Consider the following 13,396-nt stretch of genomic DNA (forward strand, 5'->3'; position numbering starts at 1 on the left):
GGAATTTATCTGCACCCAGGGCGGAGTGAAGATGACGACAGAAGCGGGCGGCCGCATGCTCGCCGTTCCCGGAGAGACGGCCCGACATGTCACCCCCGACCACGTGCTGGTCGCGACGGGGCACGCGCAGGACATTCGCTGGCGGCCGGGAGAGCGCCTTGAGCACCTGTTCGAGGAGCAATGCGACCGGTTCCTGGACGAGGGCCGCGGCGAGCACCTCGCCGTCGACACGGGCGACCTCGTCCTCACCTACGGCGAGCTGGACGAGCGCGCCAACCGGCTCGCCCGGCACCTGCTGGCGGAGGGCGCCCGCCCCGGAGACCGGATCGGGCTGCTGTTCGACGACGCCGTCCACTCCTACGCGGCGACGCTGGCCGTCCTCAAGATCAACGCGGTGTACGTGCCGCTCGACGCCGGGTACCCGCCGGACCGGCTGTCCTACATCGTGGGGGACGCGGGCGTGCGGACCGTCCTGTCCCTGTCGCACCTGCGCGGGCACCTGCGGCAGGCCGGCGCGGCGGTGCTGTGCGTCGACGAGGCGGCGGCGGTCGGCGCGCTTTCCGGCGACCGCCTCACGGACGCCGAGAAGGGCCTCCCGCCCGACGACCTGTGCTACATCGTCTACACGTCCGGCTCGACGGGCCGTCCCAAGGGCGTCGCGATCGAGCACGCCGCCATCTGCAACTTCGTCCGCGTCGCCGTCGAGGTGTACGGGATCCTGCCTGCGGACCGCATGTACCAGGGCATGACGATCGCCTTCGACTTCTCCGTCGAGGAGATCTGGGTGCCGCTGATCTCGGGCGCGACGCTCGTCCCGAAACCGGGCGGGGCGGTGCTGGTCGGCGCCGACCTGCTGGACTTCATGCGGGCGCGGCGCGTCACCGCGCTGTGCTGCGTCCCGACGCTCCTGGCCACCCTGGACGAGGACCTCCCAGGACTGCGCTTCCTGCTGGTGTCGGGCGAGGCGTGCCCGCAGGACCTCGTCGCCCGCTGGCACCGTCCAGGCCGCAGGTTCCTCAACGTGTACGGGCCGACCGAGGCGACCGTCACCGCGACGTGGACGCCGCTGCACCCGGACCGCGCGGTGACGATCGGCGTCCCGCTGCCGACCTACTCCGTCGTCGTCCTGGACCCGGACGAGGACCGGGCCCTCCCGCGAGGCGAGCTGGGCGAGATCGGCATCGCGGGCGTCGGGCTGGCGAGCGGCTACGTCAACCGGGACGACCTCACCGCGAGCCGGTTCGTCCGCGACTTCATCGGCATCGGGAACAACCCGTCCGGCCGGATCTACCGCACCGGCGACCTGGGCCGGATCAACGACTGGGGCGAGATCGAGTACCACGGCCGCATCGACACCCAGGTCAAGATCCGCGGGTACCGGATCGAGCTGACGGAGATCGAGTCGGTCCTGTCGCAGGCGCCCGAGGTCGCGCAGGTGGTGGTCGGCACGCACGAGCCGGAGCCGGGCGTGGTCGAGCTCGTGGCCTACTTCACCCGGCGGAACCGCGACGCGCCACTGGACCGCGACCTGCTCCGCGCGCGGGCCAGGCAGCACCTGCCGAGCTACATGGTGCCGGCGTACTTCGAGGAGCTCGACGCCATCCCGATGCTCGCCAGCGACAAGGCCGACCGCGGGCGGCTGCCCCCGCCGACCAGGCCGCGAGGCCCGGCCGCGCACAACGGCCACGTCGCGCCGGAGACCGGGACGGAGCGGGAGATCGCCGCCGCGCTCGCGGACGTGCTGCGGCTGGACCGGGTGTCGGCCGACAGCCATTTCTTCGACGATCTGGGCGCAGACTCGCTGCTGATGGCCCGCTTCTGCGCCGCCCTCCGGGAGCGGACGGGCCTGCCGGTGTCGATGCTGGACGTCTACCAGAACCCGGAGGTCAGGGGCCTGGCCGCGGTGCTGGCCGAACGGGCGGCGCCGCCCGGCACGGAGGTCGCCGCGCCCGGGGAGTCGGCGCGGGCGGCGTCCCGGGATCCCGTCCCGGCGCGGCCGTCCGAACGGAAGCGCGCCCGCGAGTACGTGGTCTGCGGCGTCCTGCAGCTGCTGCTGTTCATCGCGACGGCCTACTCCGCCGCCGGCGTCGTGCTCGCCGGCTACAGGTTCGCGCGCGACGCCACCGGCCCCGCCGACCTCTACCTGCGGGGCCTGCTGGCCGGAGGCGCGGTCTTCACGTTCTCGTGCGCGCTGCCCGTCCTGGCGAAATGGACGCTCATCGGCCGGTGGAGACCGCGGGAGATCCGCGTCTGGAGCCTGGACTACGTGCGTTTCTGGACGGTCAAGACGCTCATCCGGTCGAGCCCGATGGCGCTGCTGGCCGGGTCGCCGGTCTACTCCTTCTACCTGCGGACGCTGGGCGCGCGGATCGGCCGCGGCGCCGTGATCTTCGCCAGGACGCCCGTGTGCACCGACCTGCTCACCGTCGGCGCCGGGACGGTCATCAGGGAGAACTGCGCGATGGCCGGGTACCGGGCCGACGACGGGGTGATCCGGACGGGCGCGATCACGCTCGGCGAGCGCGTGTTCGTCGGGGACAAGACGGTCCTGGACATCGACACCGTCATGGAGGACGGCACCCAGCTCGGGCACGCGTCGTCCCTGCACGCCGGGCAGACCGTGCCCGCGGGCGAGCGCTGGCACGGCTGCCCGGCCCGCCCGACCGGCACCGACTACCTGACGCTTCCCGAGCGGAAGTGCGGCACCGTGCGGCGGGTCGGCTACAGCGTGCTGCAACTGCTGACCCATATCGCGGTCACCGGGCCGCTCGGGATCGTCCTGCTGGTGTCGCTCCTCACGGAGGTCCCGATGCTCGCCGAGATCATGGAGACGCAGCCGGAGGGCCTCGGACGCCTGGAGATCCTCGGGGAGGCCGTGCTGATCTCGGGCGTGCTGTTCTTCGGGGGCGCCGTCGCGAGCCTGGCGTTCGTGCTCACCTTGCCCCGCCTGCTCGGCCTCTTCATCAGGCCCGGCCGGGTCTACCGGCTGTTCGGGCTGCGCTTCTGGGCGATCATGACGACCAAGCGCGTCACCAACCTCCCGTTCTTCAACAACCTGTTCGGGGACAGCTCCTTCGTCGTCGGCTACCTGCGCGCCCTCGGGTACCGCTTCGCGCGGCCGATCGTGCAGACGGGCAGCAACTTCGGCACCGAGCTGTCGCACCACTCGCCCTACCTGACCACCGTGGGCAGCGGCACGATGGTCTCGGACGCGCTGTGGATCATGAACGCGGACTACTCCAGCACGTCCTTCACGGTGTCGGAGGTGAAGATCGGGGCGCGCAACTTCCTCGGCAACAACATCGCGTTCCCGGCGAACGCGGCGGTCGGCGACAACGTCCTGCTCGGGACGAAGGTGGCGGTGCCGATCGACGGCCCGGTCCGGGAGAACACGGGCCTGCTGGGCTCGCCGTGCTTCGAGATCCCCCGCTCGGTGGAGCGCGACCACGCGTTCTCCGAAATGGAGAAGGGGGACGAGTTCCGCCGCCGCCTGTCGGCCAAGAACCGCTACAACCTCGCCACCATGGGCCTTTTCCTCCTGGTCGGATGGTTCCGTATCTTCGGGGTGACGGTGCTGATGCTGGTCGTCGAGGATCTGCTGCACGTCCAGCCGGTGACCGGGATCGTCGCTGCCGTGCTGGCCGCGCTCCTGTTCACCGCCGGCTACGGCGTGCTGGTCGAGCGCGCCGTCCTGCGTTTCCGGTCTCTCAAGCCGCAGCTGTGCTCGATCTACGAGCGCTATTTCTGGTTCCACGAGCGGCTCTGGAAGATGGGCGGGCAGGCGCTGTTCAGCGGCACCCCGTTCAAGAACGTGCTCTGGCGGCTGATGGGCGTGCGCATCGGCCGCCGGGTCTTCGACGACGGCTGCGCCATTCCGGAGAAGACATTGGTCACCATCGGGGACGAGTGCACGCTCAACGCGGGAACCGTGATCCAGTGCCATTCCCTGGAAGAGGGGGTCTTCAAATCCGGCCGGACCCGGCTCGGCGACCGCTGCACCCTGGGCGTGGAGTCGTTCGTCCACTACGACGTGACGATGGGCGAGGGGGCCGTCCTCGCCGCCGACTCCTTCCTCATGAAGGGCGAGGAGGTCCCGCCGGACGCGCACTGGCTCGGAAATCCCGCCGGGCAGTCTCACGTGCCCATCCATGCGGTATCGGGCGAGCGCATCGAGACGGCCATCGAGGCGGCGCCCGGCGAGCGTTAGGCGAGCGTTAGGCGCGAGTCGTGGCGGTGCCGCCGGGCAGCAGCCGGTCGGCGAGGCCGGGGACGCCGGCGGCGGCCGTCCGGTGCGCCTCGGCCGCCAGCGCGGCAAGCTCGGGGGCCCGGTCGGCGAGCGGGCCCCCGAGCCGCCAGGCGAGCAGGTGCCGCATCCACAGGGTGGGGCTCGTCAGGGGGCGGACGACGACGTCCGCGCCGACCGTCAGGGTCGCCTGGCAGGGGGCGACCGCGCGTCCCTCCGCCACGAGCGCGCGGATCATGTCGTGCTCGGTCATCATGTGCCGGACGCGGGGTGCGAAGCCCGCCTCCTGGCAGGCGGTGTAGAAGTACTCCGGCCATCCGGCGCCGTCCGGGGGCGTGACCAGCCAGTCCTCGGCGGCGAGCCGGGCCAGCGGCACCTCGTCGGCGGCGCCGAGCGGGTGGCCGGCGGGCAGCGCGACCGCGATCGGCTCGGTGGCGATGACGCGGACGCCGACGCTGGGCCGGGCCGGCAGCTCGTGCCCCGGATAGTCGACCAGGGTCGCCGCGTCGAGCCGCCGGGACGCCAGGAGATCGAGCAGCAGCCGCGGCGAGTATTCGGTGTGCACGGTGATGCGGGCGCCGGGCAGCTCGAAGAGCCGGTGCAGCAGCCCGGTGAGGACGGGTGTCGCGTAGCCGCCGACGCGCACGCCCGCCGCGACGGATTCGGTCCCGGTGCCGGCGAGCAGCTCGTCCACGGTGACCAGCACGGACCGCGCCCGGCTCAGCACGAACAGGCCGAACGGCGTCGGGCTGATGCCCTGCCGCCCGCGGCGGAAGACCTGGCCGCCGAGGGACGTCTCGATCCGGTGGAGCCGTCCGGTCAGGGCGGGCTGGGAGACGCCGACCGCCGCGGCCGCGCGGCTCAGGCTGCCGGCGTCCGCGATCGCGCACAGCGTCCGGAGATGGCGGAGCTCAAGCTGCACGTCACACCGCCTTTCCACGCCATTGGCTCTGAAATATAGAGGACGGGGACGCCGGGCGCCGGGTTCCGCTGGATCCGCGATACCCGCCATCCATAAGCCGGGGATTATGCAGAACTGAGATGGGGAGGCGCGGCCTTTTTCTCCCATACTCGGGAGATCCTCACAGGAGGTTCCCCCGTGCGTATCAGACCCCTGCTCCCCTATCTGGCCGGTGTGGGCGTAGCCGCCTCGGCACTGACCGTTGTGACGGAACCCGCCACCGCACAGTCCGCGCCGGTCCGCACCGAATGGCGGGAAGTGTTCTCACCGGACGGCACCATTCGGCGGGTCCGCGTCACCCGCGAGATCCATGCCTCGCCGGCCCCCCGCTCCCTGGTCGAGGCCGCCGAGGTGATCCCGGTCGAGGTGAACGGCCCGAGCGAGAACCACTTCGACCTGGTCTTCGTCGGCGACGGCTACACCGCGTCGGAGATGGGCGCCTACGGCGGTCACGTGCGCGGCAAATTCGAGGAGACCATGGCCAAGGAGCCATTCCGGTCGCATCGCAGTCAGTTCAATGTGTGGCAGGTCAACGTCGTCTCCCAGCAATCCGGCGTGGACAATGACCCCAGCCGGGGGGTCGACCGCGCGACCGCGCTCGACATGGGCTTCTGGTGCGGTGGAATCCAGCGGCTGCTGTGCGTCAACGAAACGAAGGCCCGGCAATACGCCGCCGCGGCCCGCGACGTCGACCAGGTCCTCGCGCTGGGCAACTCCACCACCTACGGCGGGGCGGGCGGCGCCGTGGCGACCGCGTCCGGCGGCAACGCGCGGTCGGGGGAGGTCGCCGTCCACGAGATGGGGCACTCGATCGGCGGCCTCGCCGACGAGTACAGCGACGGCCAGGGCGACGTCTACCGGGGCCCCGAGCCCAGAGAACTCAACGTCTCGATCTACTCCAGGGGGCAGATGCAGCAGAACCAGGCGAAGTGGGCGCGATTCCTCGGGCAGCCCACCCCCGACGGCGGCGTGATCGACACTTTCGAGGGCGCCTACTACCACCTGCGCGGCATCTACCGTCCGAGCCAGAACTCGATCATGCGCACGCTGGGCCGCGAGTTCAACCTGCCCGGCAGGGAGGCGATGATCGCCGCCTTCTACCGCGAGAAGACCCTGCCCTTCGAGAAGACCCTGCCCGTCGAGAAGCCCTTCGCGAGGGGGGCGAGCGGCTGAACGCTCGCCGTTTCCGCCCCGCCCGGTCCCCTCTTGACCTTCGCCGCAAGATCGCGGAATATCGAAATGTCGTTAATTAACTTCGCGCGGCAGTGAAGTTCGGGGGCTCAGCGACCCAAGGGTGGTGCGAGCAATGACCGTAGGACACGATCGCCGGCGATTCCTGATTGGCGCGGCCACGGCCGGGGCGGGACTCACGGTCCCCTCCGTCGTGGCGGCGCCCGCCGAGGCCGCGGCGCCGCCGGACGACGGCGACGCGACGACGCGGATCCTCCTCAACAACGTGGGCTTCGACCCGGCCGGGCCCAAGCGCGCTGTGGTCACGTCGCGCCGGGCGCCGGGACGGTACCGGATCGTCGACGCCGACACGGGGCAGACCGTCCACAGCGGACGGCTCGACCACGCGGGCACCGTCGACGACTGGGACGACGGCCGCCGCTACTGGACCGCCGACTTCTCCCAGGTGAAGCGGGCGGGCGACTACTACCTCGCCGTCGGCTCCGCTCAGTCGGCGCAGTTCAAGATCGAGGCGACGGTGCTGGAGCGGTACACGCTCTCGCACGTCGTCCACCATTTCAAAGGCTGGCGCTGCTCCGGCCAGTACGACAAATTCGACCGCCGGCTGCCCCTCGGCAACACCGGGAAGACGTTCGACGCGCACGGCGGGTGGTACGACGCGACCGGCGATTTCGGCAAGCACTTCACGCAGCTGTCCGCCCTTTCCTACTTCAACACGCTCCAGCTTCCGCTCACCGCCTGGTCGCTGCTGATCTCCCACCGGGAACTGACCGCGCGGAACGACGAGAACTTCACGCAGCTGCGCACCTGGCTGCAGGACGAGGGCCTCTTCGGCGTGGATTACCTGCGGCGCGTCTACGTCCCCGGGCAGTCCTTCTACAGCACCGTCAACCAGCCGGGCCCGCCGAAGGACCCGGTCAAACGCATGCTCGGCACCGCGCAGGTCAACTTCCGCGAAGGCGGCGGAGTGGCGATCGCCGCGCTGGCCATCGCGAGCACGCACGACGTCTCGGGCGACTACGAGAGCGCCGAATATCTGTCCGCCGCCAAGCAGGCCTTCGCCTATCTCGAAGCCAACAACGTCCGCCTCACCAATGACGGCAAGGAGAACATCCAGGACGACTACAACGCGCTGCTCGCCGCGGTCGAGCTTTATCGCGCGACCAAGGACGACGCCTACCGAAAGAGCGCGGACAAGCGCGCGGCGAATCTGGCGTCCCGGCTGGTGTCCTGGCAGGGCCACCGCGACTACTGGCGGGCGGACGACAAGGACCGGCCGTACTTCCACCCGTCCGACGCCGGGCTCCCGGTCGTGGCGCTGCTCACGTACGCGGGCGTCGCCGACGGCCGCGACAGGGAGCAGGCGGTCGAGGCCGTCCGCCGGTCGATGCGGTGGGAGCTGGCGGTCACCGCGGAGGTGCGCAATCCGTTCGGGTACGCGCGGCAGCTCGTCCAGGACAAGGACGGCAACCGGGCCGCCCAGTTCTTCTTCCCGCACAACGTGACGCCGCGGACCAGGGACCAGTGGTGGCAGGGCGAGAACGCGCGCATCGCCTCGCTCGCCACCGCGGCGCGCCTCGCCGCGCGGCAGTTCGCCGACGACCGGCCGTTCGCGGCGAAGCTGCGCGCGTACGCGGCCGACCAGCTCAACTGGATCCTCGGCGCCAACCCGTACGACGTCTGCATGCTCGACGGCTCAGGACGCAACAACCCGCAGTACCTGTGGCTCGGGTCCTGGCAGTTCCTGCAGACGCCCGGCGGCATCGTCAACGGGATCACCGGCAAGAACGAGAACGGCAGCGGCATCCTCTGGGACAACGGGTTCGCCCAGACGGGCAAGGACGACGACTGGCGCTGGGGCGAGCAGTGGCTCCCCCACACGAGCTGGTACCTGAACGCCGTCGCCCTCGGCTGACCCCCGCATCCCCGACCGCTCAGGCCCGGTGGTGCCGCCTGACCAGGCGGTATCGCCGGGCCCGCGGCTCGATATCCTATCTTCAATAGAATTATCGCGGTGGGACATTGACGTCGCAGAGTGCTCTATACAATATTGATGCCGAGGTGGTGAGATGATGCACGGGCAGGTGGTGGTGGGGCGCTCGGACGCGCTCGCCGACGGAGAACGGCTGGTCGTCGACGTCGACGGCACCGAGATCGGCGTCTTCCGCATCGACGGCGTGCTCTACGCCTACGGCAACTACTGCGTGCACGCGGGCGGCCCGGTGTGCCAGGGAATGGTCATCAACCGGGTGACGGAACGGCTCGACGCCGGGAAGCGCAGCCTCGGGGACGCGTTCTCCGACGACGTCCACATCGTGTGCCCCTGGCACGGCTACGAGTACGACCTGCGCACCGGCAGGCATCCCGGCGACCCGCGCGTCCGGCTGCGCGGCTACCAGGTCTACGAAAAGGGCGGTGAGATCGTTGTCGAGCTCTGACGACCAGGCGTCCGGCGACCGGGCGTCCGCGCTGGACCGGCTCGTCGCGGAGCTGGGCGACCTCGCCGCGGCCGGCCACGGGCCCAGTGACCCGGTGCAGCTGGGGGCGCTGCTGACGCTCGCCGTCCGGCTCTACTCCGGGTGCTCGGAGAACCCGTACGCCCCGGCCGCGCTCGCCGAGCTGAAGCTCACGCCGACGGAGGCGTGCACCGCCGCCGCGGCCCTGCTGCACGCCCAGTCGCTCACCCCGTTCGAGTTCGCGGTGTGGTTCTCCAACAGCCGCGTCGACGCCGCGAGACGACAGGAGCAGGGCCAGGACGGACAGGAGCCGAGATGACGACCGATCCGCGGGTGAAGACGCTCACGCCGGTGTTCGACCGCTTCACCGACACCCGGGAGATGCTCGACCACGCGCGCCAGCAGTCGGACGAGTTCGGGCTGGACGACTACTTCGTCGTCGACGTGGACTCGCACCGCGAGCCCAACGCCCACTGGCGCGAGGTTCTCGAATTCATGGAGAACCCGGTCATGCGGTCGAACTCGCTCGCCACCCTGGACGCGCGCGGCACCATGATGTACGTCCCGTACCCGGGCCCTGGCGCGTCGGGCGTCAGCTCGCAGTCGATGTTCGGCCGGGTGCCCCACCAGGACCCGCAGGCCGAGGCGGTCGAGGGCGTCACCCGGCACCGCGACATCGAGCTGTCGCGCCGCGCGATGGACGCCATCGGCATCAACGTCCAGGTCATCTTCCCGACCAGCCTGCTCGGCCTCGGCATGTCCCCGCTCGCCGAGGGCGAGGCGCAGGCCGCGTACGCCTACAACCGGTGGATGATCGAGGCGTTCTGCGCCGAGGAGCCGCGCATCAAGTTCATGCCGTACCTGCCGCTGCGCTCCCCGGAGATGTCGCTGCGGATCGTCCGCGAGTTCGCGGGGCGGCCTGGCGTCGTCGGGTTCCTGGTGACGAGCATCCGGTACTCGCCCGTCCACGACAACCAGTTCATGGAGCTCTACGCGGCGATCGAGGAGACGGGGCTGCCGATCGCGTTCCACGCCGGCCCGACGTGGGACGACGACTGGATGAAGACCATGAACAGGTTCATCTCGGTGCACGCGCTGTCGTTCGTGCACTGCAACATGGTGCACCTGACGAACTGGATCATCAACGGGCTGCCCGAGCGCTTCCCGCGGCTGAAGGTCATCTGGGTGGAGAGCGGCCTGGCCTGGGTGCCGTTCATGATGCAGCGCCTCGACCACGAGTACCTCAAGCGGACGTCGGAGGCGCCGCTGCTGACCCGGCTGCCGAGCGAGTACATGCGGGAGATGTACTACACGTCCCAGCCGATGGAGTGCGACGACCACGACCTCCTCGAAGCGACGATGAAGGCGATCAACGCCGAGACGCAGCTGCTGTACGCGTCCGACTGGCCGCACTGGGACTTCGACCTGCCGAGCTCGATCCTCGGCATCCGGTTCCTGGACGCCAAGGCCAAGCGCAACATCCTCGGCCTGAACGCCGCGCGGCTGTTCAACCTCACCGAGGGCCCGGGCGTCGGCTGATGGACCCGGGTGGTCTGACGGGCAGGGTGGTCTGATGGCGAGCGCCGGCTGATGGGGCGGACGAGGCGGTTCGCGGCCGGGACGGTCGCCGAGGCGTACCTCGCGCTGCTGAAGAACCGCGGGATCGACCGCCTCTTCGTGAACGCCGGGACGGACTTCGCGCCGATCGTCGAGGCGTACGCGCGGCGTCCGGAATCCGGGCTCGACCTGCCAGAGGTCGTGGTCTGCGCGCACGAGAACCTCGCGGTCTCGATGGCGCACGGCGCGCATCTCGGCGACGGGCGGCCGCAGGCGGTGATGCTGCACACGAGCGTCGGGACGGCGAACGCGGTGTGCGGCGTCCTCACCGCGGCGCGCAACCGCGTCCCGCTGCTGGTCACGGCGGGTCGCACCCCGCTGTTCGAGGACGGCGCGCCCGGCGCCCGCGACGCCGGGATCCACTGGGCGCAGGAGCTGTACGACCAGGCGGGAATGCTCCGCGAACTCGTGAAATGGGACTACGAGCTGCGTGACGGAGTGCAGGTCGAGACGGTCGTGGACCGGGCGCTCGACGTCGCGCGTACGCAGCCGGCCGGGCCGGTGTATCTCACCCTGCCGCGCGAAGCGCTGGCCCGGCCGGTGAACGGCGTCGAGGTGCGCGACGGCCCCGCCCCGCCTCCCGTCCCCGCGTCCCCTGACCCGGACGCGGTCGGCCGCCTCGCCGACCACCTCGCGGGAGCCCGCCACCCCGTCGTCGTCACCGCGGCGACGGGAGCCGATCCGCGGACGGCGGCGCTCCTGGACGACCTGTGCCGCCGCTTCTCGATCGGCGTGCTCGAACACAAGCCGCGGTACGTGAACGTCCCGTCCGGGCATCCGCTGCACCTCGGGTTCGACCTCGCCCCAGCCCTCGCCGAGGCGGACGTGCTGTGCTTCCTCGACGTGGACGTCCCGTGGACGCCGGGAGTGGCGGAGCCGCGGGACGAGGCGATCGTCGTCCAGTGCGGGCCCGATCCGCATTTCGGCGCGTACCCGATCAGAGGGCACCGGTCCGACCTGTCGATCACGGCCGCCACGCGGAGCCTGCTGACCGCGCTGCTCGCCGCGCTGGACGAGCGCGCGGGCGCGATCGATCCCGGCCGCCGCCGGCGGATCACCGAGGCGGCGCGCCGGAGCCGCGCACGCCGCCAGGCGACCCTCGACGCCGCCGCCCGCGCCACCGGCCCGATCGACAAGACGTTCCTGAACTGGGCGCTCGCCCAGGTCAGGCCGGACGACGGCGTGATCGTCAACGAGTACTGGGCGCGTCCCGAGTTCCTCGGCGGGCTGGAGCCCGGCGGCTATTTCGGCCTGCCGCCCGACGGCGGCCTCGGCTGGGGACTGCCCGCGGCGCTCGGCGTCCGCCTCGCCAGGCCCGGCCGGACCGTGATCGCGACGCTCGGCGACGGCTCCTACATGTTCGCCAACCCGGCCGCGTGCCACCACGCCATGCAGGCCCACGGCCTGCCGGTCCTGACCGTCATCGCCGCCAACGGACGCTGGGCCGCCGTCGAGAACTCCGCGCTGACCATGTATCCCGATGGCCACGCCGCGTCGTCCGGGGAGGTCAGCGCGTTCGCGCGCCTCGACCCGGTCCCGGCGTTCGAGAAGTACGCGGAAGCCTCGGGCGGCCACGGCGAGCGGGTCACCGAACGTGCCGAGCTGGCCCCGGCGCTGCGGCGCGGGCTGCGCGCGGTGCGCGAGGAGGGACGCCCCGCGGTCATCAACGTGCGCTGCGTGTGAGCCGCCGATGCGAGCGTTCGGATTCGACCTCCGCCCCCGGTCCCCCGGGCCGCTGCTGAACGTGGACGACTACCGGCGCGCGGCCCGCCGCCGGTTGCCCGCGATGGTCCGGGCGTACGTCGACGGCGGCGCGGACGACCTCGCCACGCTCGCCGGGAACCGGGAGTCCTTCGCGCGCTGGGAGTTCCGTCCCCGCGTCCTGACCGGCCACCGGGCGCCGGACCTCGCGACCACCGTCGCGGGCGTCGGCCTCGACCTGCCCGTCCTGCTCGCACCGGTCGGCCTGTCCGGCCTCGCCCACTGGCGGGGCGACGTCGCCGCCGCCCGCGCGGCCGAGCGGCACGGCACCCGCCACGTGCTGAGCACGGCGTCGTCCTGGACGATCGAGGAGGTCGCCGCCGCCACCGCCGAGGACCACTTCTTCCAGCTCTACCCGCACTCGGGCGAGACGGCGTCCGCCCTCATGGAACGGGCCTGGCACGCCGGGAACCGGATGATGATGGTGACCGCCGACTATCCCGTCCGCGGCAACCGGGAGGGCGAGCGCCGCACCGGCATGGGCCCGCCGCCCGTCCTCACGCCGGCCCGCGCGCTGCGGATGTGCCGCCATCCGGTCTGGACGTACCGGACGCTCCGGCACCGCCGGATCTCCGCCCGGAACCTCGTCGAGGGCGGCGGCGTCGCGGCGGCGGTCGAGTCGGTGGAGATCCAGGAACGCCACCTGAGCCAGGCGACGCTCGACTGGGACGACCTCGCGTGGCTGCGCGACCGCTGGCCGGGCCGCCTCTACCTCAAGGGCGTCCTGACCGCCGAGGACGCGGACCGGGCCGCCGTCCTCGGCCTGGACGGCATCGTCGTGTCGAACCACGGCGGCCGCCAGCTCGACTTCTCCCCCGCGACGCTCGACGTCCTCCCGGAGATCGTCGCCGCCGTCGGAACCCGGAGCACCGAGATCCTGCTGGACTGCGGCGTCCGCCGCGGCGCCGACGTCGTCAAGGCCCTCGCCCTCGGGGCGCGCGCCGTCCTGATCGGCCGCCCGTACGTCTACGGGCTGGCCGTCGGCGGCGAGGACGGCGTGATCCGCGTTCTCGACATCCTGAAATCGGAGATCGAGCGTACGCTCGTGCTTCTCGGCGTCCCGTCCGTCGACGCCCTCGACCCCACGTCGCTGCGCCGGCGCCCGCCGTCCGCCGCGACCGAGCACGGAGAAGCCCGGTGAACGCCGCCGGGACAAGGCGAAGGGCA

9 protein-coding genes are annotated in these 13,396 nt (G+C 71.4%); 8 read left to right on the plus strand and 1 reads right to left on the minus strand.

The annotated features are described in order from the left end of the window. Positions 1 to 31 precede the first annotated feature (31 nt). Positions 32 to 4,207 carry a Pls/PosA family non-ribosomal peptide synthetase gene (locus ACH34T_RS39220; RefSeq protein ID WP_396026066.1) on the plus strand — a complete coding sequence of 1,392 codons (4,176 nt, stop codon included), beginning with the start codon at positions 32 to 34 and terminating at the stop codon, positions 4,205 to 4,207. Between the two features lie 7 nt (positions 4,208 to 4,214). Here the strand turns inward: ACH34T_RS39220 and ACH34T_RS39225 are convergent, their stop codons facing one another. Next, entirely contained in the window at positions 4,215 to 5,165 is a 951-nt protein-coding gene (locus ACH34T_RS39225; protein WP_396026067.1) for a LysR family transcriptional regulator, read from the minus strand. A gap of 177 nt (positions 5,166 to 5,342) precedes the next feature. On the opposite strand from ACH34T_RS39225, the gene ACH34T_RS39230 reads away from it, so the two are divergent. The 7 genes from ACH34T_RS39230 to ACH34T_RS39260 all read left to right on the plus strand — a co-directional run bounded on the left by ACH34T_RS39230 (position 5,343) and on the right by ACH34T_RS39260 (position 13,370). Next, complete coding sequence (locus tag ACH34T_RS39230) at positions 5,343 to 6,377, plus strand: M64 family metallopeptidase (RefSeq protein ID WP_396026068.1); 1,035 nt, start codon at positions 5,343 to 5,345, stop codon at positions 6,375 to 6,377. Between the two features lie 211 nt (positions 6,378 to 6,588). Beyond that, entirely contained in the window at positions 6,589 to 8,310 is a 1,722-nt protein-coding gene (locus tag ACH34T_RS39235; RefSeq protein ID WP_396026069.1) for a glycoside hydrolase family 9 protein, read from the plus strand. Positions 8,311 to 8,464: 154 nt separating this feature from the next. Further along, positions 8,465 to 8,833 carry a Rieske (2Fe-2S) protein gene (locus ACH34T_RS39240; protein WP_396026070.1) on the plus strand — a complete coding sequence of 123 codons (369 nt, stop codon included), beginning with the start codon at positions 8,465 to 8,467 and terminating at the stop codon, positions 8,831 to 8,833. Continuing rightward, entirely contained in the window at positions 8,820 to 9,170 is a 351-nt protein-coding gene (locus tag ACH34T_RS39245) for a hypothetical protein (RefSeq protein ID WP_396026071.1), read from the plus strand. Before ACH34T_RS39240 ends, ACH34T_RS39245 begins: the two co-directional genes overlap by 14 nt. Further along, complete coding sequence (locus tag ACH34T_RS39250; protein ID WP_396026072.1) at positions 9,167 to 10,390, plus strand: amidohydrolase family protein; 1,224 nt, start codon at positions 9,167 to 9,169, stop codon at positions 10,388 to 10,390. The genes ACH34T_RS39245 and ACH34T_RS39250 overlap by 4 nt, the downstream gene beginning before the upstream one ends. A gap of 51 nt (positions 10,391 to 10,441) precedes the next feature. Beyond that, entirely contained in the window at positions 10,442 to 12,151 is a 1,710-nt protein-coding gene (locus ACH34T_RS39255) for a thiamine pyrophosphate-requiring protein (protein WP_396026073.1), read from the plus strand. Between the two features lie 7 nt (positions 12,152 to 12,158). Continuing rightward, positions 12,159 to 13,370, plus strand: a complete 1,212-nt coding sequence (locus ACH34T_RS39260; protein WP_396026074.1) for an alpha-hydroxy acid oxidase — start codon at positions 12,159 to 12,161, stop codon at positions 13,368 to 13,370. Positions 13,371 to 13,396 lie beyond the last annotated feature (26 nt).

Source organism: Actinomadura sp. 9N215, from assembly GCF_044326345.1.
GTDB lineage: Bacteria > Actinomycetota > Actinomycetes > Streptosporangiales > Streptosporangiaceae > Spirillospora.